This is a genomic window from Kitasatospora sp. NPDC087271 (assembly GCF_044744605.1).
Lineage (GTDB): Bacteria > Actinomycetota > Actinomycetes > Streptomycetales > Streptomycetaceae > Kitasatospora.
In genome coordinates, this window is sequence record NZ_JBIUYQ010000001.1 from 90024 (window position 1) to 113536 (window position 23513).

The following is a 23513-nucleotide window of genomic DNA, read 5'->3' on the forward strand; positions in this document are numbered from 1 at the left end:
CCGGTGCCCGAGCTGCCACCCCCGATCACCGTCGTCGGGATCGGGGCCGACGGCTGGCCCGGCCTCTCCACCACCGGCCGCGCCGCCCTACGGGCAGCCGAGGTGGTCGTCGGCGGCCCCCGGCAGCTGAACCTCCTCCCCCACGACGAGGTCGCCGCCGAGCGCGTCCCGTGGCCGTCCCCCCTGCGCCCGGCCGTCCCCGGACTGTTCGCCGCGCACGCGGACCGCCGGGTCGCCGTCCTGGCCAGCGGCGACCCGATGTTCCACGGCATCGGCCGCACCCTCGCCGAGACCGTCGGCGCCGGGCGGCTGCGCGTCCTGCCGCACCCCTCCTCCGTCTCCCACGCCTGCGCCCGACTCGGCTGGCCGCTGGAGTCCACCGAGGTGGTCAGCCTGGTCGGCCGCCCGCTGGACACCCTCGCCCTGGCCCTGAACCCCGGCCGCCGCCTGCTCGTGCTGAGCGCCGACGCCACGACCCCGGCCGCCGTCGCCGCGCTGCTCACCGCGCGCGGCTACGGCGCCGCCCGCCTGCGCGTGCTCGAACAGCTCGGCGGCCCGACCGAACGACAGCTCGACGGCACCGCCGACGGCTGGCCGCACCCGCCCGGCGACCCCCTGAACGTCATCGCGGTCGACCTCGGCGACGGCCCCCGCAGCTCGCTCGTCCCCGGCCTGCCCGACGCCGCCTACGAGAGCGACGGCCAGCTCACCAAGCGGCACGTGCGCGCCGCCACCCTCGCCGCCCTCGCCCCCTCCCCCGGCGAACTGCTCTGGGACGTCGGCGGCGGCTCCGGCTCGATCGCCGTCGAGTGGCTGCGCGCGCACCGCGACTGCCAGGCCGTCAGCATCGAACGCGACCCGGCGCGGGCCGAGCGGATCACCCGCAACGCCGCCGCCCTGGGCGTGCCACGACTGCGCGTGGTGACCGGTCCGGCCCCCGCCGCGCTCACCGAACTCCCCACCCCCGACGCGGTGTTCATCGGCGGCGGCCTCACCGCGACCGGCCTGCTGGACAGTTGCTGGGCCGCCCTGCGACCGGGCGGCCGGCTGGTCGCCAACACCGTGACGCTGGAATCCGAGGCGCTGCTCACCGAGTGGTACCGGCGCCACGGCGGGGAGCTCGTCAAGCTCGCCGTCGCGCACGCCGTCCCGGTGGGCGGCTTCACCGGGTGGCGGCAGGCCATGCCGGTCACCCAGTGGTCCGCCGTCAAGCCCAACACCCCTCAGGAGAACGCGTCGTGACCGTCCACTTCATCGGAGCCGGCCCCGGCGCCGCCGACCTGATCACCCTGCGCGGCCAGCGCCTCCTGGCCCGCGCCGAGGTCTGCCTCTACGCCGGCAGCCTGGTGCCGCGCGAACTGCTCGACGAATGCCCGCCCGGCGCCCGCCTCGTCGACACCGCGCAGCTCAACCTGGACCAGATCATCGCCGAGCTGGTCCGCGCGCACCAGGCCGGACAGGACGTGGCCCGGCTGCACTCCGGCGACCCGTCCGTCTTCTCCGCCGTCGCCGAGCAGATACGCCGCCTCGACGCGGCCGGCGTGCCGTACGAGATCGTCCCCGGCGTGCCCGCCTTCGCCGCCGCAGCGGCCGCACTCAAGCGGGAGCTGACCGTCCCGACCGTCGGCCAGACCGTCATCCTCACCCGGATCGCCAAGCGCGCCACCCCGATGCCCGAGGGCGAGGACCTGGCCACCCTCGGCCGCAGCGGCGCCCTGCTGGTACTGCACCTGGCCGCCGGATACGTGGACGACGTCGTCGAGCAGTTGCTCCCGCACTACGGCGCCGACTGCCCGGCCGCCGTCGTCGCGATGGCCAGCCGGCCGGACGAGCTGGTGCTGCGCGGCACCCTCGCCGACATCGCCGGGCAGGTCAAGGCCTCGGGCGTGGTGCGCACCGCCGTCATCCTGGTCGGACGGACGCTGGCCGCCGAGCAGTTCCGCGACAGCCACCTCTACTCGGCGGAGCGCGAACGCCCGCACGAGCCCTGCGGGGCGTGAACCCCGTGACCCGGCACGTCCTGATCCTCGGCGGGACGACGGAGGGGCGGGCGCTGGCCGCCGCACTCGCCGAGCTGTCGTCCCTGCGGGTCACCAGTTCGCTGGCCGGCCGGGTCGCCCAACCCCGGCTGCCCGCCGGAGAGGTGAGGATCGGCGGCTTCGGCGGCCCCGAGGGGCTGGCCGACTGGCTGCGCGGCGAACGGGTCGACGCGGTCGTCGACGCCACCCACCCGTTCGCCGCCGGAATGTCCCGCAACGCGGCCCTCGCGGCGGCGGCCACCGGCGTACCGCTGCTGGTGCTACGCCGCCCCGGCTTCACACCCGTCGCCGGGGACCGCTGGCTCCCCGTCCCCTCGCTCGCCGCCGCGGCCGAACTCCTGCCCGGCCTCGGGCGACGGGTCTTCCTCACCACCGGACGACAGGGCATCGCCACCTTCGCCCACCTCGACGGGGTCCACTTCCTCGCCCGGTCAGTCGACCCGCCCGAGCCCCCGTTGCCGCCGTCCTTCGAAGTCCTGCTGGACCGGGGGCCGTTCACGCTCGACGACGAGCGGGTGCTCCTGCGCGAGCACCGCATCGACGTCGTGGTCACCAAGGACAGCGGCGGCGCCGCGACCGCACCCAAACTCACCGCCGCACGCGAACTCCACCTGCCCGTGATCATCGTGCGGCGTCCGCCGGTCCCGGACGGCGTACCGGTGGCCCCGGACGTACCGGGCGCGGTGCGGTGGTTGCAGGACCTGCGCTAGAACGGCGGGTCGGGTCAGCCGAACCAACCGGGCCCGGGCGGGCCGACCGGGCCGACCGGGCCGACCGGGCCGACCGGGCCGCGAGAAATTACCGGGCGGGTTCGGCGCCGCACCGGCAGGACGGGCCGATGGCAGACGATCACCGCACCACGACCCTGCGCGCGGCCGACGAACGGGCCACCCTGGCCAGCTTCCTGGACTACCAGCGCGACACGCTCGCGTCGAAGTGCGCCGGCCTCACCCCGGACAGCTCCGCACCCGGGCCCTCGAACCCTCCGGTCTCTCCCTGCTCGGGCTGGTCCGCCACCTCGCCGAGGTGGAGCGCAGCTGGTTCCGCAACGTCCTCAACGACGAGGCCCGGCCCGGCTTCTGGAAGAACCCCGACGGCTCCTTCGCCGAGTTCGACGCCGACACCGCCGACCCGGACGAGGCCTTCGCGGTCTGGCGCCGCGAGTGCGACCACGCCCGGCAACTCGTCGCGGCCGCCGAGTCGTTGGACGTCCTGGGGCACTACGGCGAGGAGGTCTTCTCGCTGCGCTGGATCCTCACCCACATGATCGAGGAGTACGCCCGCCACAACGGCCACGCCGACCTCCTGCGCGAACACCTCGACGGCACCACCGGCGAGTAGCCGAAACGGCCGACCAGCCCCAACGCGGGGGGCCGGTCGGCCATCTGACTGCCACTCGGATCCGGATCTGATCAGATGTCGCGGAAGGTCTCGATCTGCGCGCCGATGGAGTTGAGGCGCTCGGCGAGGTCCTCGTAGCCGCGGTTGATGACGTAGACGTTGCGCAGGACGGAGGTGCCCTGGGCGGCGAGCATCGCGAGGAGGATGACGACCGCGGGGCGGAGCGCCGGCGGGCACATCATCTCGGCGGCGCGCCAGCGGGTGGGGCCCTGGACCAGGACGCGGTGCGGGTCGAGGAGCTTGACGTCGGCGCCGAGGCGGGTCAGCTCGGTGAGGTAGATCGCACGGTTGTCGTAGACCCAGTCGTGGATCATCGTGGTGCCGTGGGCGGCCGCGGCGATGGCCGCGAAGAACGGCACGTTGTCGATGTTGATGCCGGGGAACGGCATCGGGTGGATGGTGTCGATCGGCGCGGTCAGCTTGGACGGGCGCACGGTGAGGTCGACCAGGCGGGTGTGGCCGTTGTGGGCCCGGTACTCGGGGGTCCGGTCGTAGTCGAGGCCCATCCCCTCCAGCACCGCGAGTTCGATCTCCAGGAACTCGATCGGCACCCGGCGGATCGTCAGCTCGGAGGAGGTGACGACGGCGGCGGCGAGCAGGCTCATCGCCTCCACCGGGTCCTCGGCCGGGGTGTAGTCGACGTCGCAGGTGATCTCCGGGACGCCGTGGACGGTGAGGGTGGTGGTGCCGATGCCCTCGATCCGCACGCCCAGCTTCTCCAGGAAGAAGCACAGGTCCTGGACCATGTAGTTGGGCGAGGCGTTGCGGATGACGCTGACGCCGTCGTGCCGGGCGGCGGCCAGCAGGGCGTTCTCGGTGACGGTGTCCCCGCGCTCGGTCAGCACGATCGGACGGTCCAGCGGGGTGCCCGGCTCGACCGAGGCGTGGTAGGCGCCGCCGGTGGTGGCGACCTCCAGCCCGAAGCGGCGCAGCGCGGTCAGGTGCGGCTCGACGGTGCGGGTGCCGAGGTCGCAGCCGCCCGCGTACGGGATGGCGAAGCGGCTGGCGCGGTGCATCAGCGGGCCGAGGAACATCAGCACGCTGCGGGTGCGGCGGGCCGCCTCGACGTCCATCGCCGCGAGGTCGAGCTCGGCGGGCGGGGTGAGTTCGAGGTCGCGGCCGTCGTTGGTCCAGCGGCTCTTGACGCCGATGCTGGTGAGCACCTCGAGGATGCGGTAGACCTCTTCGATCCGGGCGACGCTGCGCAGCGTGGTGCGTCCGGTGGTCAGCAGTGAGGCGCAGAGGATCGCGACGCAGGCGTTCTTGCTGCTGCGGACGTCGATGGCGCCGGAGAGTCGGGTGCCGCCGGCGACCCGCAGGTGCATCGGGCCGGAGTAGCCGAGGGAGACGATCTCGCTGTCGAGGGCTTCGCCGATGCGCGCGATCATCTCAAGGCTGACGTTCTGCTTGCCCTGCTCGATGCGGTTGACCGCGCTCTGGCTGGTGCCGAGGGCCTCGCCGAGCTGCGCCTGGGACCAGCCGCGGTGCTGGCGGGCGGTACGGATGAGGGTGCCGATACGGGTGAGGTAGTCGCCTGTCACTCGCCAGACCATATCTCATGGTTGAGATGACAACAGAGCCGGGGGTGGGCGTGACACTCCTTTTGTCCGTTTCTTGCCCCGTATGAACGTCAGATCTTCACATCACCAGGCGGTATTGCCGCGATTCTGTGAGAGCGTCACGGCCCGAGCGGCTCCGCCCGGCCGACGACGGTGCCCGCGCGGTCGATGCAGATGACGTCCACCGCCACCGGCGAACCGACCAGCACGCCGAGCGCCGTCGCCCGCGCCGCCTCGGCGACCAGATCGCCCAGCGGCACCCCGGCCGCCCGGCACAACTGCACCGCCTCCAACCCGGTGTTGGCGGCGGCCACCGCCTCGGCCAACACCCCGTCGGCCCCGCCGCGCCGCGCCAGTTCGGCCAGGTACCCCTTGTCCACCTGGGAGCGCGCCGAGTGCAGGTCGAGGTGACCGGCGGCGAGCTTGGACAGCTTGGCGAAGCCGCCCGCGATCGTCAGCCGGGGCACCGGGTGGCGCTTGAGGTACTTGAGGACGGCGCCCGCGAAGTCGCCCATGTCGAGCAGCGCGTCCTCGGGCAGTCCGTGCACGGCGACGGCGACCTTCTCGGAGGTCGAGCCGGTACAGCCGGCCACGTGGGTGCGGCCCGCCGCCCGGGCCACGTCCACGCCGCGGCGGATGGAGTCGATCCAGGCGGAGCAGGAGTAGGGGACGACGATGCCGGTGGTGCCGAGGATGGACAGGCCCCCGAGGATGCCCAGCCGTGGATTCCAGGTGGAACGGGCGATCTCCTCGCCGTGGTCCACGGAGATCTCGACCACCACGTCCCCGCTGCCGCCGTGCGCGGCGGCCACCTCCGCCACGGCGTCGCGGATCATCTGCCGGGGCACCGGGTTGATCGCGGGCTCGCCGACGGGCAGCGGCAGGCCCGCCTTGGTGACCGTCCCCACCCCCGGTCCGGCCCGGAACACCACTCCGGCGCCGGGCTCGCCGGCCCGCACCGTCGAGCGGATCAGCGCGCCGTGGGTGACGTCGGGATCGTCGCCGGCGTCCTTGACCACGGCGGCCATCGCGCTCGCCGGCCCGGGCGGGACGGCGGCTCGACCCCCGGCCGCGAGGACCCCGGCAGCCAGTCCCCCGGCCCTGGGGGCGAGTTCCTCGGCGGTGAGTTCCTCGACGGCGAGCTCCTCGGCGGCGAGGGCGAAGGCCGGCTGCTGGCCCTTGGGGAGGGTGATGGTCACCGGGTCCGGGAACTCGCCGGTGAGCAGCGCGGTGTACGCGGCCTTGGTGGCGGCGGTGGCGCAGGCGCCCGTGGTCCAGCCGTGCCGCAGGCCGCTGCTCTTCAGCTGGCCGGCCCGGCCCCCGGCTTCGGCTCCGGCCTCGGCCGCCGCTTCGGCCCCGGCCTTGCCCCCGGCCTCGGCTCCCGCTTCGGCTCCCGCTTTGGCCACCTGCGTCTCGCTTCCGACTCCGTTGAGGTGCGGCCGCACCGACCGTCGGTACCGATTTTCCCCCATTCGCCTGACCGCGCCCCGACCGGGGGCGGTCAGCAGGGCCCCGCGACCCGGTGTCCGAGTCGGGGAGCGGCCGCTGCCCCGCGTTCCCGAAGAGTTCTCCGCACGGGCCTCACACCTCGCGCCTACCAGTGAGTAATCTGGCGGTCCGCCAGAGGCGGGTTCATGACACGGGGTCCGGTGTCCGGGTTGTCCGGCCGGGCCATCAGCATGTGGGGGTTCTTGTGGCAGGGATGAGTCGGCGTACGTTCCTCACCGGTACGTCGGTGGCCGCCGCCTGGTCGGCCTTGTCGCTGGGCGGCGGGCAGTTCGCCTCGGCGGCGGAGCGCGAGCGCGCACTGGCGGCCACCGCCGCGCGGGCGGTCAGGACGACGGGCACCACGCTCGACCAGGTGGCCACGCCCGTCGGCACCGGCGGGTACAAGCGGCTGACGGCCGGGCCGGGCTGGCCGCTGGTGGTGCGCGGCGACCTGGCGGCGCCGGGCACCGGGCGGGACGACCGGCGGACCGGGCTGGCCAGCTTCGTCCAGTTCAGCGACCTGCACCTGGTGGACACCGAGTCCCCGGTGCGATTCGAGTACCTGGCCCGGTTCAACGGCAGCGCGTACCGGCCGCAGGAGGCCCTGAACGCCCGCGGCGTCTCGGCCCTCGTCGAGCGGGTCAACGCGCTCGACGGCGGCCCCTACACCGGGATGCCGTTCAGCATGGTGATGGCCACCGGCGACAACACCGACAACCACGAGCAGGCCGAACTCGACTGGTACCTCACCGTCATGGGCGGCGGCCGACTCGCCCAGAACACCGGCGACCCGAACCGCTACGAAGGCGTGCAGAACTCGGGCAACGCCGCCTACTGGAACCCCGAACTCGCCTACAGCGACGGCTACAAGGCGAAGGGCTTCCCGCAGATACCGGGCTTCCTCGACGCCGCCGGCCGGCCGTTCGACGCCCCGGGCCTGCGTACGCCCTGGTACACGACGGTCGGCAACCACGACGACAGCCTTGAGGGTTCGCTGCCGGACCTCGGGCTGCTGAACGACCTCTACACCGGCCAGTACAAGCTGGAGGGCTGCAACGACGCGGACGCGGCCCAGCTGATGGACTCGCTGCGCCGCGACCCGGCCGGCGCCGCGCTCCTGCTCGCGAAGCTGCTCGCAAGCGGCGACGCGGTGCGCCGGATCACCCCGGACGAGCGCCGACGGCCGTTCACGCTCAAGGAGTTCGCCAAGGCCCACCTGAACCCGGCGCACACCGGCGCCGGCCCGTACGGGCACGGTTTCACCTCGGACATGGTGGGCAGCGGCAAGCTCTACTACACCTTCCGCATCTCGGAGAAGGTGGTCGGCATCAGCCTGGACACCACCAACCAGGCCGGATTCGCGGACGGTTCGCTGGGCACCGCGCAACTGCGCTGGCTGGAGCAGCAGTTGAAGGCGCACAGCGGGCACTGGTACGACACCGACGGACGCAAGGTGACGGGCGGCAGCACGGACGAGGTGATCCTCCTGTTCAGCCACCACACGAGCACCACCATGGGCAACCTGCTGCCCGACCCGCGCAACATCTTCGAGAAGCGGCACGACGGCAACGAGCTGGTGGCGCTGCTCCAGCGCTACCCGAACGTGATCGCGTGGGTGAACGGGCACACCCACATGAACAAGGTCACGGCGCACGGCCACGCCGTGCCGGAGCGGGCGCTCTGGGAGATCAACACCGCCTCGCACATCGACTACCCGCAGCACGGGCGCATCATCGAGATCGCGGACAACGGGGACGGCACGCTCTCCCTGTTCACGACGCTGATCGAGTCCTCCGCACCGTACGGCACGGACTTCGGCAGCACCTCGGACGCCAACCTCGCCGCGCTGTACCGCGAACTGTCGTACAACGACCCGAACGGCCGGCCGGCGGCGCTGCTGGGCGCGGGCGAGGACCACAACACGGAGCTGGTGATCGCCAAGCCGACCCGGTGACGGAGGCGGCGGCGAACAAGTAACAGAAAACAGATGACAGCTAACAGATGATGAAATCTGTTAGCTGTCATCTGTCAGTCGTCGCCCGCTACTCCTCCGGGTACCGCCGCGGCGTCCAGACGACCTCCACGCCGCCGCCCCGCTCGACCGCCCGGGTCTGCGAGGAGCCGATCAGCAGGATCGTCCGCATGTCGACCAGCGCCGGATCCAGCTCGCCCAACCGGACGATCCGCACGCGCTCGGTCGGCCCGCCGACGTCGCGCGCCATCACCACCGGCGTCTCGGGCGCGCGGTACTCCAGCAGCAGGTCCCGGGCGAGGGCGACCTGCGTGGTGCGCGACTTCGAGCCCGGGTTGTAGAGCGCGAGCACCAGGTCCGCCTCGGCCGCCGCGCGCAGCCTGCGGGCCACCACGTCCCAGGGCTTGAGCCGGTCCGACAGCGACACCACCGCGTAGTCGTGCCCGAGCGGGGCGCCGGCCCGGGAGGCGGCCGCGTGGGCCGCGGTCATCCCCGGGACGATCCGCACCGGGACGTCCCGGTAGGCCTCCTCGCAGGCGACCTCCAGGACGGCGGTGGCCATCGCGAAGACGCCCGGGTCGCCCGAGGACACCACCGCGACCTTGTGCCCGCGGCGGGCCAGTTCGAGGGCGTACTCGGCGCGCTCCGACTCCACCTTGTTGTCCGAAGCGTGCCGCCGCTGCCCCGGCCGCTCGGGCACCCGGTCCAGGTAGGTGGTGTAGCCGACCAGGTCGGTCGCCTCGGCCAGGACGCCGCGCGCCTCGGGGGTGAGCCAGAGCGGCCCGGCCGGACCGGTGCCGATGACGGCCACCGCACCGGCACCGTCCGTCCGCCGCTCCACCGGCTCCAGCGGCGCGACCTTGCTCGGCAGCACCGCCACCGAGAAGTACGGGACGGTCTCGCCCTCGACCTCCGCGAGCGGCAGGATGCGCTCCCCGTCCATGAACGCGCGCTCGACGTACTGCGCGTCGTCGAGCCGGCCGGCCCGCTCCAGCGCCCGCCGGACGGCCGGGAAGGTGCGCCCCAGCTTCATGATCACGGCGGAGTCGGCGGCGGCGATCCGCGCCGTCAGCTCCTCCTCGGGCAGCGTTCCCGGGATGACGGTGAGCGTCTCCTCGGCCTCGGTCAGCGGCTGGCCGAGCCGGGCGGCCGCGGCGCTGACGGAGGTCACGCCCGGCACCACCTCGGTCGGGTAGCGGTGCGCGAGCCGCTTGTGCATGTGCTGGTACGAGCCGTAGAACAGCGGGTCGCCCTCGGCGAGGACCACGACGTCGCGGCCGGCGTCCAGGTGGGCGGCCAGCCGGGCGGCGGCCTCCTCGTAGAAGTCGTCCAGCGCGCCCCGGTAGCCGCCCGGGTGGTCGGTGGTCTCGACCGTGATCGGGTAGACCAGCTTCTCCTCGACCTGACCACCCGTCAGATAGCGCTCGGCGATCGAACGCGCGATGGACCGGCCGTGCCGGGCACTGTGATAGGCCACCACATCGGCCTTGCCGATGAGTTCGGCCGCCCGGACGGTCACCAGCGACGGGTCGCCGGGGCCGAGCCCGACGCCGTAGAGCCGGCCGACACCAGGGGTTTGACGATCCGTCACTCTTCTTCGCTCGCAATCGCGTTGACGGCGGCGGCGGCGATCGCGCTGCCACCGCGCCGGCCGCGCACCACCAGGTGCTCCAGGCCGGACGGGTGCTCGGCCAGGGCCTGCTTGGATTCGGCGGCGCCGATGAAGCCGACCGGGACGCCGATCACCGCGGCCGGGCGCGGCGCACCGGCCTCGATCATCTCCAGCAGCCGGAACAGCGAGGTCGGCGCGTTGCCGACGGCCACCACCGCGCCCTCCAGCCGGGGCAGCCACAGTTCCATGGCGGCGGCGCTTCGGGTGTTGCCCATCTTCCGGGCGAGTTCCGGCACGGACGGGTCGGTGAGGGTGCACACGACCTCGTTGTCGGCGGGCAGCCGCTTGCGGGTGACGCCGCTCGCCACCATGTTCACGTCGCACAGGATCGGCGCCCCGGCCCGCAGCGCCGCGCGCGCGGAGGCGACCACGCCCGGCGAGTACACCAGGTCCTCGACCAGGTCGACCATCCCGCAGGCGTGGATCATCCGCACCGCGACCTGGGAGACGTCCGCCGGGAGGGCGGCCAGGTCGGCCTCCGCACGGATGGTGGCAAAGGACTGGCGGTAGATGGACGCGCCGTCCTTCTCGTACTCGATCACTTCGTGGTCCTCCTGGCCTCGGCGACCGCCTCGGCCATCTCCTCGTTCGTCACGTCCACGGCCGCCCCGGCGGACGCCGGACCGTTCACCGTCACCCGGTAGCCCTGCCCGGTGGCGAGCACGTCCACCCACCGCCCGGCCGGATGACCGCAGCGCCGTTCACACCCCGACCAGTGCACCGGGAGACCGGCGGTCGGAAGGCCCGTAACCGGCGGGCTCCCGGCGACGGCCGCCGCATCGAGCGCCCGCGCCGCGTCGGCCCGGACGTCGGCCCGCGACTTGGCGCACCCCGGCAGCCCGGTGCAGGCGGTGGCCCGCTCCCAGGGCGAGCCGGGCGCGGTCCGGAACCCGGCCGCCGCCAGCGCGGGCAGCCGGTCGGCCTGCGCCCCCGGCAGCACCGCGCCGCGCCAGGGCGTCAGCCGGATCTCCCCGGCGCAGGCGCCCGCGAGTTCCCGCCACTGCGCGGCACCGGCCCGGCCGAAGCGCATGCCCACCGACAGCCCGCCCGCCACGGCCCCGCCCGCCGCCGTGGCGAGCGGGCCGACCGTCCGGACCGCACCGGCCGTAGGGACCACGCCGACCGCGGGCGCGGCCCCGGCGAAGGCGGGCACCGGCACGGTCCCGGCCGGCAGCAGCTCGGGGACCTCGCGCAGGTGCCAGGCCTTGCGCCCGCTCTCCCGTAGCACGTCCAGGAAGGTCCGGGCCGCGTCGAGCACGGCCGTCACCTCCTGCCCCGCCGGCACCGGACGCCCGTGGGCGGCCCGTCCGAGGCGCAGCAGCGCCGACCCGTCCGGGCCTGCGATCAATGTCACATCGGCGTCGAACGCGGCGACGTCGCCCCGCCCGTCGTCCAGCGCGAACAGGAACTTGCCGGAGAGCCCGGCCGCCCAGTCGCTCGCGCACAGCCGCGCGTCCAGCTCCCGCACCCAGGCCTGCACGTCGGCGAAGCCGTGTCCGTCGAGCCCGGCGAGCGGGGAGGCCACGATGTTGCGGACCCGTTCGTGCGTGTCCGAGGGCAGCAGGCCGACGGCGCGCAGCCGTTCGGCGAGTTCGGCTCCGCAGCGCGAAGCCAGGCCGCGGAGTTGGACGTTGCCGCGGGAGGTGGTCTCCAGTTCGCCGTCGCCGAGTGCCTCGGCGGCGTCGGCCAGCGCCAGCGCCTGACGGACCGTCAGCAGGCCGCCGGGCAGGCGGACCCGGGCCAGGGCGCCGTCGTCGGCCGGGTGTAGACGAAGGGCCCCTGGGCAGGCGTCCGCGCGCCCCCGGTCGGGCACCGCGGCGCCCGGCGCGGTGGCGTCGGGTGTCGGTGGCATGGCCGCGAGCATACAGATGATCCGATCGGTTGCCTTTGTCCGTCGCCTCACACCCCGGGCGCTCCGGGCGGCCTCCCCGGGATCGCCCTCCCCCAGGTCAGCCGCACCCCGTACGATGCTGGCGGACGGTCCCCGCGGGCCGTCCGCACGCCAGCGACGGCGCAGGGGAGGAAACCGGTGCAAGCCCGGTGCGGTCCCGCCACTGTGACCGCGGTTCACCGGGAGACCGGACGGCCGCGGGAGCCAGGAACTCCTGCCGTCCTCCACCGGCCCGGGGCGCGGACCCCGAGGAAGGCTCGAAGAGCAATGCGCTGCCGCATGCCCGCGCCCGGGTCCCCGGGCGCCTCACGCCCGCCCGACTCCGGGCGCTTCGCCGACGCCTCGGCGCCCCTTCGGCCGCCGGCCACGCGCCGTCGCACTCCTTCGCCGGTCGCGGGTCGTCACTCGTCCTCGCCGGCCACGCGCCGTCGCCCGCTTTCGTCCGCCAGATGCCACGCGCCTTCGTCCGCCGCGCACCACGCGTTTTCGTCCGTCGCTCGTCACTCGTCACTTTCCACGCCGGCGCGCCCTTCGACTCGGGGCGGCTCCGAGGCCGGGAGGGCCTTCGCATGATCCTGCTGCTGTCGACGTCCGACACCGACCTGCTCAGTGCCCGCGCCGCCGAGGGCCCGGTCCGCTACCGGCTCGGCAACCCGGCCCGGCTCACCCCCGAGGACCTGCCCGCGCTGCTGGAGGGCACCGACCTCGTCGTGGTCCGCCTGCTCGGCGGTCGCCGCGCCTGGCAGGAGGGCCTGGACACGCTGCTGGCCGGCCCCCGCCCGGTGATCGTGCTGACCGGTGAACAGGCCCCCGACGCCCAGCTGATGGAGCTGTCCACCGTCCCGGCCGGCATCGCCGCCGAGGCGCACGCCTACCTCGCGCACGGCGGCGCCGCCAACCTCGCCGAGCTGGCCGCCTTCCTCTCCGACACCGTGCTGCTGACCGGCCACGGCTTCGCCCCGCCCGCCTCCGCCCCGGCCTGGGGGCCGCTGGAGCGCGAAGCCCGTACGCAGGACGGCCCGACGGTCGCGGTGCTCTACTACCGCGCCCACCACATGAGCGGCAACACCGCCTTCGTCGAGACGCTCTGCCGGGCGATCGAGGACCAGGGCGCGCAGGCCAGGGCCTACTACTGCGCCTCGCTGCGCGGCGCCGAGCCCGAACTGCTGGCCGCGCTCGGCGAGGCCGACGCGCTCGTCACCACCGTGCTCGCCGCCGGCGGCACCCGCCCGGCGGACGCGCAGGCCGGCGGCGACGAGGAGGCCTGGGACGCGGGCGCGCTCGCCGCCCTGGACCGGCCGATCCTCCAGGCGCTCTGCCTCACCTGGTCGCGCGCCCAGTGGGAGGCCAGCGACGACGGCCTGTCCCCGCTGGACACCGCCACCCAGATCGCGGTGCCGGAGTTCGACGGCCGGCTGATCAGCGTCCCGTTCTCCTTCAAGGAACTGGACGAGGACGGCCTCACCGTCTACGCCGCCGACCCGGAGCGCGCCGCCCGGGTGGCCGGCACCGCCGTCAAGCACGCCCGGCTGCGGCACATCCCGGCCGCCGAGCGCCGCCTCGCGCTCGTGCTGTCCGCCTACCCGACCAAGCACGCCCGGGTCGGCAACGCCGTCGGCCTGGACACCCCGGCCAGCGCGATCCGCCTGCTGAACCGGCTGCGCGCGGAGGGCATGGACCTGGGTTCGGACCTCCCCGGGCTGGACGGAACGAACGGGGACGGCCACGACGGCTCCCACGACGCGTCCCAGGACTCCTCGCTCGACGCCTCCCACGAGGGCGACGCCCTGATCCACGCCCTGATCGCCGCCGGCGGCTACGACCAGGACTGGCTCACCGAGGACCAGTTGGCCCGCAACCCGGTGCGCATCCCCGCCGCCGACTACCGCCGCTGGTACGCCACGCTCCCCCAGGCGCTGCGCGAGCAGGTCGAGGAGCACTGGGGCCCGGCCCCCGGCGAGCTCTACGTCGACCGCTCGCAGAACCCGGACGGCGACATCGTGCTGGCCGCGATCCGCTCCGGGAACCTGCTCGTCCTGATCCAGCCGCCGCGCGGCTTCGGCGAGAACCCCGTCGCCATCTACCACGACCCCGACCTGCCGCCGAGCCACCACTACCTGGCCGCCTACCGCTGGATCGAGGCCGCGCAGGCCGACGGCGGGTTCGGCGCGCACGCCGTCATCCACCTCGGCAAGCACGGAAACCTGGAGTGGCTGCCCGGCAAGACCGCCGCGCTGTCCGCCGAGTGCGGCCCGGACGCCGTCCTGGGCGATCTGCCGCTGATCTACCCGTTCCTGGTCAACGACCCGGGCGAGGGCACCCAGGCCAAGCGCCGCGCCCACGCCACCCTGGTCGACCACCTCGTCCCGCCGATGGCCCGCGCCGACTCCTACGGCGACATCGCCCGCCTGGAGCAGCTGCTGGACGAGCACTCCAACATCGCCGCGATGGACCCGGCCAAGCTGCCCGCGATCCGCGCGCAGATCTGGACCCTCATCCAGGCCGCCAAGCTGGACCACGACCTCGGCCTGGACGAGCGCCCCGAGGACGACGGCTTCGACGACTTCCTGCTGCACGTCGACGGCTGGCTGTGCGAGATCAAGGACGCCCAGATCCGCGACGGCCTGCACGTCCTCGGCCAGGCGCCGGCCGGCACCGACCGGGTCAACATCGTGCTCGCCATCCTGCGCGCCCGCCAGATCTGGGGCGGCGTCAGCGCGCTGCCGGGCCTGCGCGAGGCGCTCGGGCTGGACGAGGCCGCGCTCACCCTCGGGGCCACCGACGCCGCCGAGGCCCAGGCCCGCGCCCTGGTCGAGGCCATGGAGGCGCAGGACTGGGCGGTCGAGGCGGTGGAGAAGGTCGCCGCCGGGCTGCCGGAGGCCGTCCACGAGGTGCTGACCTTCGCCGCCACCCAGGTGGTGCCGCGACTGGCTGCCACCACCGACGAGCTGGACGCCGTGCTGCACGCGCTGCGCGGCGGCTTCGTCCCGGCCGGGCCGTCCGGCTCGCCGCTGCGCGGCCTGGTCAACGTGCTGCCGACCGGCCGCAACTTCTACTCCGTCGACCCGAAGGCCGTCCCGAGCAAGCTCGCCTGGGAGACCGGCCAGGCGCTCGCCACCTCGCTGGTCGAGCGGTACACCGCCGACAACGACGGCGCCTACCCGCCCTCGGTCGGGCTGTCGCTGTGGGGCACCAGCGCGATGCGCACCGCCGGCGACGACATCGCCGAGGCCTTCGCCCTGCTCGGCGTCCGCCCGGTCTGGGACGACGCCTCGCGCCGGGTCACCGGCCTGGAGCCGATCACCCTCGCCGAGCTGGGCCGCCCGCGCATCGACGTGACGCTGCGCATCTCCGGCTTCTTCCGCGACGCCTTCCCGCACGTGGTCGCCCTGCTGGACGACGCGGTGCGCCTCGCCGCCGCCCAGGAGGAGCCGGCGGAGCAGAACTTCGTGCGCGCCCACGTCCAGGCCGACCTCGCGGTGCACGGCGACGAGCGCAAGGCCACCGTCCGCGTCTTCGGCTCCCGCCCGGGCACCTACGGCGCGGGCCTGCTCCAGCTGATCGACAGCCGGGACTGGCGCACCGACGCCGACCTGGCCGAGGTGTACACGGTCTGGGGCGGCTACGCCTACGGCCGCGGGCTGGACGGGCGGCCGGCCCGCGAGGAGATGGAGACCGCGTACAAGCGCATCACCGTCGCCGCGAAGAACACCGACACCCGCGAGCACGACATCGCCGACTCGGACGACTACTTCCAGTACCACGGCGGCATGGTGGCCACCGTCCGGGCGCTCACCGGCAAGGCGCCGACCGCCTACATCGGCGACTCGACCCGCCCGGAGACGGTCCGCACCCGGACGCTGACCGAGGAGGCCGCCCGCGTCTTCCGCGCCCGGGTGGTCAATCCGCGCTGGATCGAGGCGATGCGCCGGCACGGGTACAAGGGCGCGTTCGAGATGGCCGCGACGGTGGACTACCTGTTCGGCTACGACGCCACGACGGGCGTGGTCGCGGACTGGATGTACGAGAAGCTCACCCAGGAGTACGTGCTCGACCCGGTCAACCGGGAGTTCCTGACCGGCGCCAACCCGTGGGCGCTGCACGGGATCAGCGAGCGGCTGCTGGAGGCGGCCAGCCGCGGGCTGTGGGAGCAGCCCGACCCGGAGCTGATCGCGCAGTTGCAGGCCGCGTTCCTGGAGACCGAGGGGGACCTGGAGGGCGACGAGGGCTGAGTCACGGGGGTGGCCACCAGTGTTCCCGTAGCCCATTCGGGTGACAGGAACACTGGTGGCGTAGTCCGTCCAAGCGGACAATACGGGGCATGCCCCGCCGCCTCGCCCTCACCAGCCCCGCCCGGCGCACGCCGCACTCCTCGCACCCCGATCACCCCGGGCGCTCCGATCACCCCGGGCACCCCGGGCACTCCGGACACTCCTCGAATCCCGGGCACCCCCGGCGCCCCGAACCTCCCGGGCACTCCGAACACGGCGGGCACCCCGGACACGGCGGCCACCCGCAGGCGCGCCCGCACCGCTACCGCGCGCGGTTCGGTGCCCTGGCGGCCGGGGCCGTACCGGTGCTCGCCTTCCCGGCACCGGGGCAGGCCTGGCTGGCGTGGGTCGCGCTCGTCCCCGGGATGCTGCTGATGCAGCGCGCGCCCGGCGGGCGGGAGGCGGCGGTGCGCGGGTGGTGGTTCGGGGCGGGCTTCATCCTGACCGCGATGTACTGGCTGGTCCCGTCCATCGGGCCGGGACTACCGGTGCTCGCCGTGCTGTTCGGGGCGCTCCAGGGCGGCTTCGGGTACGCCGTCCACCGGCTGCTGCACCCGCCGCTGACCGGCCGTCGGGCACTGCTCGCGCTGCTCGTCGTCCCGGCGGTCTGGGTGACCACCGAGTACGCGCGCTCCTGGGACGCGCTCGGCGGGCCGTGGGCGCTGCTCGGCGCCACCCAGTGGCAGCACCCGGCGATCCTCGGGCTGGCCTCGACCGGCGGGATCTGGCTGGTCAGCGCGGCCGTCGCGGCCGCCAACACCGGGGTGCTGATCGTCCTGACCGCCGTGCACCGGCGGCCGCGCGCCCTCGCGGCGCTGACCACCGTCCTGGTCCTGGCCGCCGGCCCGCTGCTGTTCGCGCTGCGAGACGCCCCCGCCCCGGCCGGGGCGATCACCGTCGCGCTGGTCCAGCCCGGCATCGTGGACGACCCGCAGGCCCGGTTCGAGGCCAGCGCCCAGGCCACCGCCGCGCTCGGCGGGCAGCCGGTGGACCTGGTCGTCTGGGGCGAGAGCAGCACCACCGCCGACCTCGACCGCGACCCGGCCGCGCTCGACCGGCTGCGCCGACTCTCCACCGTCACCGGGGCGCAGATCATCGCCGGGGAGGACGCCCGCAAGGCGGACGGGCGGATCTCCAAGGACGCAGTGCTGGTCTCCCCCGCGGGCGTGCTGGACCGCTACCGCAAGATCCGGCTGGTGCCCTTCGGCGAGTACATCCCGCTGCGGCCGGTGCTCGGCTGGATCGCCGGCGTCAGCCGGGCGGCCGGCGAGAACCGGGCGCCCGGCACCGCCTTCCACGTCCTGCCGGCCACCGACCGGGCCGGCGGGCCGCTGCCGGTCGGCGCGCTGATCTGCTTCGAGTCGGCCTTCCCCGACCTGGCCCGCACCGCCGCGCGGGACGGCGCCCGGGTGCTGGTCTACCAGTCCTCCACCTCGACCTTCCAGCACACCTGGGCACCCGAACAGCACGTCTCGCTGGCGGCGATCCGGGCCGCCGAGACGGGCCGGCCGGCCGTGCAGGCCTCGCTGACCGGGGTGTCGGCGGCCTTCGACGCGCAGGGCCGCGAGCTCGCCCGGCTCGGTACCGACGGCACCGGAGCGCTGACCGTCCGACTGCCGCTCACCGAGCCCGGGACGCTGACCTGGTACGACCGGATCGGCGACGTGGTGCCGATCGGCGCGCTGCTCGTCACGGCGGGCGCGACGGCGGCGGCGTGGCGCTCCAGCCGCAGTCGGCGCCCGGCGTGAGGGCGGAGGCTGCGCCCGGCGTGAGGGCGGCGGGGTCCTCGGCAGGGGCGTGGGCAGGGGCGTGGCCTCCGGCGGGTCAGCCCTCGGTGCCGGCCAGGTAGACGCCGAACGACGCGCCCTGCGGGTCGCGCAGCACGGCGATCCGGGGGCCGCCCGGCACGTCGGTGGCCGCCATCAGCACGTCCGCGCCGAGGCCGCTCGCCCGGGCGACGGTGTTGTCGACGTCGGCGACCGAGAAGTACGGCAGCCAGTGCGGCGGCACCTGCGGCGGAAAGCGGTCGTCCATCACCAGCATGCCGCCGAAGTCCTCGCCGCCCAGGCCCCACTGGGTGTACTGCTCGGACGGGCTGACGGACCAGCCGAAGACCGCCGGGTAGAAGGCGGTCGCACCGGCCGGGTCGCGGGTGAGCAGTTCCACCCAGCCGAGCGAGCCCGGCTCGTTGAACACCCCGGCGCCCGCGAACGCGCGGGCCTGCCAGAGCAGGAAGACCGCGCCGGAGCTGTCCCCGACCACCGCGAAGCGGCCGAGGTCGGACGCGTCGGTGGGCTCCTTCAGGACCTTGCCGCCGGCGTCCTCGACCTTCGCGACGGTGGCGTCGGTGTCGGTGACCGCGAAGCAGGTCGACCAGGCGATGGGCTGCTGCGGGGCGAACCGCGGGCTGACGGCGGCCGCCGGGGCGTCGCCGAGGAACATCTGGGTGTAGCCGTTGGCCTCGGGGCGCACGTCGGCCTCGGCCCGCCAGCCGAACAACTCGCTGTAGAAGGTGCTGGCGGCGGCCGGGTCGGAGGTGCCCAGCTCGACCCAGCAGGGGCCGCCGATGGTCACGGAGTTCTGCTTCATGGCTTCTTCTCTCGACTTCTTCTCTCGGTTCTCGATCTCTCGGTCTTCACTGACTGGTCGTCACTCTTGATTCGAGTCAAGCGACTTCGATGACCACCTTGCCGCTGGCGTGGCCGGACTCGACGAAGGCGAGCGCCTCGGCGGCCCGGGCCAGCGGGTAGCGGCCGGTGATGTGCGGGTCCAGCTCACCGGCGGCGACCAGGGCCGCCAGCGCGGACAGGGTCTCGGACGTCGTCGAGCGGGTGATGTAGCGGCCACCGAGTTCCGCCACGGTGGCCGGGTCGGCGGTGCTGACCAGCTCCGTACGGTCCGTGCGCACGGGGGCGGCGGCCCGCAGGGCGTCGCCGCCGACCAGGTCGAGGATGCCGTCGACGCCGTCGGGCGCCGCGGCCGCGATCCGTTCGACGACGCCGTCGCCGTAGCGGACCGGCACCGCCCCGAGGGACTCCACGTACGCGCGGTTGGCGTCGCTCGCGGTGCCGAGGACGGTCAGGCCGCGACTGCGGGCGATCTGGGCGGCCGCGCTGCCGACACCGCCGGCGATGCCGAGGATCAGCAGCGTCCGGCCGGCGCCGAGGCCGAGGTCACGGACGGCGTCGTCCGCGGTGGCCGCCGACACCGGCAGGACGGCGGCCTGGTCGAAGCCGACACCCTCGGGTTTGAGGGCACTCAACTCGGCGAGCATCAGCGTCTGTTCGGCGTAGGCACCGGCGGCCGCGAGGCCGAACACCTCATCGCCCGGGGTGAACCCGGTGACCCCGGGGCCGACTTGCAGGACCACGCCCGAGGCCTCCTGGCCCATGACGGCGGGGAGTTCGCCCTCCCGGCCGAGCAGGCCCGTGCGGATCTTCCAGTCCACCGGGTTCACCCCGGCCGCACCGACCGCGATCGCCAGTTGCCCGGGGCCGGGCTCCAGCGCCGGGCGGTCCAGGAACTCCTGTGTCTCCGGCCCGCCGTAGTCGACGAAGCCGAATGCCTTGGCCATCGGTGATCCCACTCCTCGGGTAGCGGCTGCGATCCCCCGTCCTCCCCCGCCCCAGCATGCGGGCGGGGGAGGACGGGTGCGGGCGCTGCTGGGCCGAACGGGGGCGGGCGGGGCGGCGGGCGGCGGCAGTGGGCGTTGGCGGGCATTGGCGGGCGAACAAAAAACAGATGACAGATAACAGATTTCGAAATCTGTTATCTGTCATCTGTTTTTTGTCAGTTGTCAGCTGTCAACGGCCGTCCGTCAGCGCAGCGCCCGTGCCACCGGGATCCACAGCTGGGCTTCCGCCTGGCCGTCCGGCAGGAACCGGGTACGCAGGATCTCCGGCCCCGGCCGGAACTCGTACGGATTGGACGGGAACCACTGCGTGAAGACGTCCCGCCACATCTCCTGGAGGGCCTTCGGGAAGGTCCCGGTGTTGGAGAAGGCCGCCCAGGTCCCCGCCGGCACCTCCCGAACGTCCAGGCCGTCCGGGACGACGGTGCCCGCGTCCGCCACCACCGCGTGGTAGTAGTCGAGTTCGACACCCTCTTCGCGGCTCTCCGAGAAGAACTCGGTGACCGAGAGGATGCCTTCCGGCTCACGGCCCGAGAGCGCCGAGATCCGGTCGACGGTCTCCTGGCCGAGCCCCTTGATGAACGAGGCGATGGCCGGGTTCACCCCCTCGTGCACCAGCGGGACCCGAGCCCGCCGACCGATGATCCGGAAGTCCGGCTGCTCGATGATCCGGTATTCCATACTGCTGCTTCCCTCCACGACGAGTCGGAAGGACATCCGGGGTTGGGACTTGAGCACCGCGCCCTCGCGCCGGGCCTCACCGGGCCCGACCCCGTGCATCGCCCGGAACGCCCGGGCGAACGCCTCCCCCGAGGTGTAGCCGTACCGGATCGCGACCTCCAGCAACGTCCGCTCCCCGCCGAGGACTTCGGCCCCGGCGACGGTCAACCGCCGGCGCCGGACGTAGTCCGACAGCGGCATCCCGGAGAGCATCGAGAACAGCCGCCGGAAGTGGTACTCCGACGTCATCGCGATCCGGGCCAGCTCGGCGACCTCGACCTCCTGGTCCAGGTTCCGTTCGATGTGATCCATCGCCCGGTTCAGGTGTTCCAGCACTCCGACCCCGTCCTTCCCTTACTGATCACCACCGTAGGAAGGACCCACCCTGCCGCACCCGACAATCGGTGCCCGATCCGGTCGGGTACCGATCCCCGGGTGACGGCGAGTCGCGCCGTCGGCGCCGGCCGACAGGACTCAGATCAGGCCCTGGGCCAGCATCGCGTCCCCGACCAGCTCGAAGCCGGCGATGTTCGCGCCCACCACGTAGTCGCCCGGGTGGCCGTAGCGCTCGGCGGTGGTGAAGCAGGAGTCGTGGATGTGCTTCATGATCCCGGCCAGCCGCTCCTCGGTGCGGGCGAAGGTCCAGGAGTCGCGCGAGGCGTTCTGCTGCATCTCCAGGGCGCTGGTGGCGACGCCGCCCGCGTTCGCCGCCTTGCCCGGGCCGAAGGCCACCCCGGCTTCCTGGAACACCCGGACCGCCTCCGGGGTGGTGGGCATGTTGGCCCCCTCGGCGACCGCCAGCACCCCGCCCCGCACCAGGGCCAGCGCGTCCGTCCCGGTCAGCTCGTTCTGGGTGGCGCAGGGCAGCGCGACGTCGCAGGGCACGCTCCACACGCCCGGGCCCTCGACGAACCGGACGTGACTGCCGCGCAGTTCGGCGTAGTCGGCGACCCGGCCGCGCCGGACCTCCTTGACCTCCTTGAGGAGCGCGAGGTCGATGCCCTTCTCGTCCACCACGTAGCCGGTGGAGTCGGAGCAGGTGAGCACGGTCGCGCCGAGCTGCTGCGCCTTCTCGATCGCGTAGATGGCGACGTTGCCGGAGCCGGAGACGACGACCCGGCGCCCGTCCAGGCTCTCGCCGCGGCTGTGCAGCATCTCGGCGGTGAACAGCACGCAGCCGTAGCCGGTCGCCTCGGTCCTGGCCTGCGCGCCGCCCCAGCCGAGGCCCTTGCCGGTGAGCACGCCGGTCTCGTAGCGGTTGGTGATCCGCTTGTACTGGCCGAACAGGTAGCCGATCTCCCGGCCGCCGACGCCGATGTCCCCGGCGGGGACATCGGTGTGCTCGCCGAGGTGGCGGTACAGCTCGGTCATGAAGGACTGGCAGAACCGCATGACCTCGGCGTCCGAGCGGCCCTTGGGGTCGAAGTCGGAGCCGCCCTTGCCGCCGCCGATCGACAGCCCGGTGAGCGCGTTCTTGAAGATCTGCTCGAAGCCGAGGAACTTGACGATGCCGAGGTTCACCGAGGGGTGGAAGCGCAGCCCGCCCTTGTACGGGCCGAGGACGCTGCTGAACTCCACCCGAAAGCCCCGGTTCACGTGGATGTCGCCGGAGTCGTCCGTCCACGGCACCCGGAACATGAGCTGCCGCTCGGGCTCGCAGATCCGCTCGATGATCCGGGCGTCGACGAACTCGGGGCGGCGGGCGAGCACCGGCCCGAGGGTCTCCAGGACCTCGTGGACCGCCTGGTGGAACTCCGTCTCACCCCTGTTCCGGCGGACCACGTCCGCGTAGAGCGCCTCGATCGCGCGCTGCTCGGCGTCGAAGGAGGTCGGGGAGGTGGCGGCGGGAGGGGTTGTGGGCATCTGATCAGGACCTTCCGTGGTCGTCGGTGCTCGTTCGCGAGGCATTCCCGTGCCCAGGAAACGGGGGAATCCTCGCAGTGTCCACGGTCCGGCTCCCGACGCATCCACATGCTGAAACCCCCACGCCTCGCGGACCGTACGATCCACCAGCGCCCTCGCGTCCGCGCGGAGCCCGGCTGAACCACGGTCCGTAGTCGCATCGGGCACGGGCGGTAATTAGTTGTTCAAATTGGAACTACCGAGTACGGTCATCGACATCCGCTCCACCCCGGGCCACCCGGCCCGCCCCTCTCGACCCCATCGGTTCGTCGGTTCGCCGACCCATCTCCTCATCGACGGAGGCCCACCCATGCCGCAGCCCGGTCCCGCCACGGTGCGCTCGCGTGTGCGCATCCCGCTGACCTTCTCCGACGGCTACCGCGCCGAGGCGGAGGCCCTCACCTTCCACGACCTCGCCGACGGCGCCGAACACCTGGCGCTCGCGTTCGGCGAGGTGCCGGAGGGCGGGACGCCGCTGGTGCGCCTGCACTCGGAGTGCCTGACCGGCGACGTCTTCGGCTCGGACCGCTGCGACTGCGGCCCGCAGCTGCGCGAGTCGGTCGAGCGGATCACCGAGGCCGGCGGCTACCTGCTGTACCTGCGGCAGGAGGGCCGGGGCATCGGGCTCTACAACAAGCTGGAGGCCTACTCCTTGCAGGACTCCGGATTGGACACGTACGACGCCAACACGGCGCTCGGCCTGCCCGAGGACGGCCGGGACTACACCGCCGCCGCCCAGATGCTCACCACCCTCGGCGCCACCGGCATCGACCTGCTGAGCAACAACCCGGACAAGGCGCAGCAGCTGGCCGACCTCGGGATCACCGTGCGGCGGCGGGTGCCGACCGGCGTGCACCTGTCCGCGAGCAACGTGCGCTACCTGCGGGCGAAGGTGGAACGGACCGGGCACTCGATCGAACTGTCCCGGCTGGTCGGCTGAGCCGGATGACGGCCGGACCGTCAGCCG

Annotated in this window: 17 protein-coding genes and 1 riboswitch; of the genes, 8 read left to right on the top strand and 9 right to left on the bottom strand. The window is 73.6% G+C overall.

What is annotated here, in order from left to right; translation table 11 throughout:
• Positions 1-3 precede the first annotated feature (3 nt).
• The 4 genes from cbiE (at position 4) to ACIO9K_RS00425 (ending at position 3380) form a co-directional block, all read left to right on the top strand.
• Positions 4-1242: a precorrin-6y C5,15-methyltransferase (decarboxylating) subunit CbiE gene (cbiE, locus tag ACIO9K_RS00410; protein WP_363616891.1), complete on the top strand. Its 1239-nt coding sequence runs from the start codon at positions 4-6 to the stop codon at positions 1240-1242.
• Positions 1239-2000 (top strand): precorrin-4 C(11)-methyltransferase, encoded by a 762-nt coding sequence (gene cobM / locus ACIO9K_RS00415; protein WP_400325559.1) that lies wholly within the window; start codon positions 1239-1241, stop codon positions 1998-2000. Before cbiE ends, cobM begins: the two co-directional genes overlap by 4 nt.
• A 5-nt stretch (positions 2001-2005) precedes the next feature.
• The gene (locus ACIO9K_RS00420) at positions 2006-2749 is read left to right on the top strand and encodes a cobalt-precorrin-6A reductase (RefSeq protein ID WP_400326603.1); all 744 of its coding nucleotides are present in this window, start codon (positions 2006-2008) and stop codon (positions 2747-2749) included.
• Positions 2750-2975: 226 nt separating this feature from the next.
• Complete coding sequence (locus ACIO9K_RS00425; protein WP_400325562.1) at positions 2976-3380, top strand: DinB family protein; 405 nt, start codon at positions 2976-2978, stop codon at positions 3378-3380.
• 71 nt (positions 3381-3451) lie between these two features.
• Here ACIO9K_RS00425 and ACIO9K_RS00430 read toward each other — a convergent pair whose 3' ends face one another.
• Together ACIO9K_RS00430 and ACIO9K_RS00435 are read right to left on the bottom strand one after the other, a co-directional pair.
• A complete protein-coding gene (locus tag ACIO9K_RS00430) occupies positions 3452-4981 on the bottom strand; it encodes a UDP-N-acetylglucosamine 1-carboxyvinyltransferase (RefSeq protein WP_363579107.1) in 1530 nt (509 codons plus the stop codon).
• A 137-nt stretch (positions 4982-5118) separates the two neighbouring features.
• Positions 5119-6405 carry a cobalt-precorrin-5B (C(1))-methyltransferase gene (locus tag ACIO9K_RS00435; protein WP_400325564.1) on the bottom strand — a complete coding sequence of 429 codons (1287 nt, stop codon included), beginning with the start codon at positions 6403-6405 and terminating at the stop codon, positions 5119-5121.
• Between the two features lie 296 nt (positions 6406-6701).
• On the opposite strand from ACIO9K_RS00435, the gene ACIO9K_RS00440 reads away from it, so the two are divergent.
• Positions 6702-8441, top strand: coding sequence for a TIGR03767 family metallophosphoesterase (locus tag ACIO9K_RS00440; protein WP_400325566.1), 1740 nt, complete (start codon positions 6702-6704; stop codon positions 8439-8441).
• Between the two features lie 88 nt (positions 8442-8529).
• Here the strand turns inward: ACIO9K_RS00440 and ACIO9K_RS00445 are convergent, their stop codons facing one another.
• From ACIO9K_RS00445 to ACIO9K_RS00455, 3 genes are read right to left on the bottom strand one after another with little or no spacing between them, the layout of a single operon-like run.
• A complete protein-coding gene (locus ACIO9K_RS00445) occupies positions 8530-10050 on the bottom strand; it encodes a precorrin-2 C(20)-methyltransferase (RefSeq protein WP_363579113.1) in 1521 nt (506 codons plus the stop codon).
• Positions 10047-10673 carry a precorrin-8X methylmutase gene (locus ACIO9K_RS00450; protein WP_063350072.1) on the bottom strand — a complete coding sequence of 209 codons (627 nt, stop codon included), beginning with the start codon at positions 10671-10673 and terminating at the stop codon, positions 10047-10049. The genes ACIO9K_RS00445 and ACIO9K_RS00450 overlap by 4 nt, the downstream gene beginning before the upstream one ends.
• Positions 10670-11983, bottom strand: coding sequence for a hypothetical protein (locus ACIO9K_RS00455; protein WP_363616877.1), 1314 nt, complete (start codon positions 11981-11983; stop codon positions 10670-10672). Before ACIO9K_RS00455 ends, ACIO9K_RS00450 begins: the two co-directional genes overlap by 4 nt.
• A 167-nt stretch (positions 11984-12150) precedes the next feature.
• Positions 12151-12236: riboswitch (cobalamin riboswitch) on the top strand.
• Positions 12237-12591: 355 nt separating this feature from the next.
• Between ACIO9K_RS00455 and cobN the strand changes: the two genes are divergently transcribed.
• Positions 12592-16254, top strand: a complete 3663-nt coding sequence (cobN, locus tag ACIO9K_RS00460; protein WP_400325571.1) for a cobaltochelatase subunit CobN — start codon at positions 12592-12594, stop codon at positions 16252-16254.
• A gap of 89 nt (positions 16255-16343) precedes the next feature.
• Positions 16344-18041: an apolipoprotein N-acyltransferase gene (lnt, locus tag ACIO9K_RS00465; RefSeq protein ID WP_400325574.1), complete on the top strand. Its 1698-nt coding sequence runs from the start codon at positions 16344-16346 to the stop codon at positions 18039-18041.
• Positions 18042-18117: 76 nt separating this feature from the next.
• On the opposite strand, the gene ACIO9K_RS00470 is transcribed toward lnt, so the two are convergent.
• The 4 genes from ACIO9K_RS00470 to gdhA form a co-directional block, all read right to left on the bottom strand.
• A complete protein-coding gene (locus ACIO9K_RS00470) occupies positions 18118-18882 on the bottom strand; it encodes a VOC family protein (RefSeq protein ID WP_363616871.1) in 765 nt (254 codons plus the stop codon).
• Positions 18883-18958: 76 nt separating this feature from the next.
• Positions 18959-19867, bottom strand: a complete 909-nt coding sequence (locus ACIO9K_RS00475; protein WP_400325577.1) for an NADP-dependent oxidoreductase — start codon at positions 19865-19867, stop codon at positions 18959-18961.
• Positions 19868-20110: 243 nt separating this feature from the next.
• Complete coding sequence (locus ACIO9K_RS00480; RefSeq protein WP_363616867.1) at positions 20111-20980, bottom strand: AraC family transcriptional regulator; 870 nt, start codon at positions 20978-20980, stop codon at positions 20111-20113.
• 138 nt (positions 20981-21118) lie between these two features.
• Positions 21119-22507, bottom strand: a complete 1389-nt coding sequence (gene gdhA, locus ACIO9K_RS00485; protein WP_400325580.1) for an NADP-specific glutamate dehydrogenase — start codon at positions 22505-22507, stop codon at positions 21119-21121.
• A gap of 349 nt (positions 22508-22856) precedes the next feature.
• Between gdhA and ribA the strand changes: the two genes are divergently transcribed.
• The gene (ribA, locus tag ACIO9K_RS00490) at positions 22857-23486 is read left to right on the top strand and encodes a GTP cyclohydrolase II (protein ID WP_363579131.1); all 630 of its coding nucleotides are present in this window, start codon (positions 22857-22859) and stop codon (positions 23484-23486) included.
• Positions 23487-23513: the final 27 nt, after the last annotated feature.

What these genes read in the sequence shown, in the direction of transcription:
- ACIO9K_RS00440 (WP_400325566.1), top strand. Translation starts at nt 6,702, where the DNA reads ATGAGTCGGCGTACGTTCCTCACCGGTACGTCGGTGGCCGCCGCCTGG.
- ACIO9K_RS00455 (WP_363616877.1), bottom strand. Translation starts at nt 11,983, where the DNA reads ATGCCACCGACACCCGACGCCACCGCGCCGGGCGCCGCGGTGCCCGAC.
- cobN (WP_400325571.1), top strand. Translation starts at nt 12,592, where the DNA reads ATGATCCTGCTGCTGTCGACGTCCGACACCGACCTGCTCAGTGCCCGC.
- lnt (WP_400325574.1), top strand. Translation starts at nt 16,344, where the DNA reads ATGCCCCGCCGCCTCGCCCTCACCAGCCCCGCCCGGCGCACGCCGCAC.
- ACIO9K_RS00470 (WP_363616871.1), bottom strand. Translation starts at nt 18,882, where the DNA reads ATGAAGCAGAACTCCGTGACCATCGGCGGCCCCTGCTGGGTCGAGCTG.
- ACIO9K_RS00475 (WP_400325577.1), bottom strand. Translation starts at nt 19,867, where the DNA reads ATGGCCAAGGCATTCGGCTTCGTCGACTACGGCGGGCCGGAGACACAG.
- gdhA (WP_400325580.1), bottom strand. Translation starts at nt 22,507, where the DNA reads ATGCCCACAACCCCTCCCGCCGCCACCTCCCCGACCTCCTTCGACGCC.
- ribA (WP_363579131.1), top strand. Translation starts at nt 22,857, where the DNA reads ATGCCGCAGCCCGGTCCCGCCACGGTGCGCTCGCGTGTGCGCATCCCG.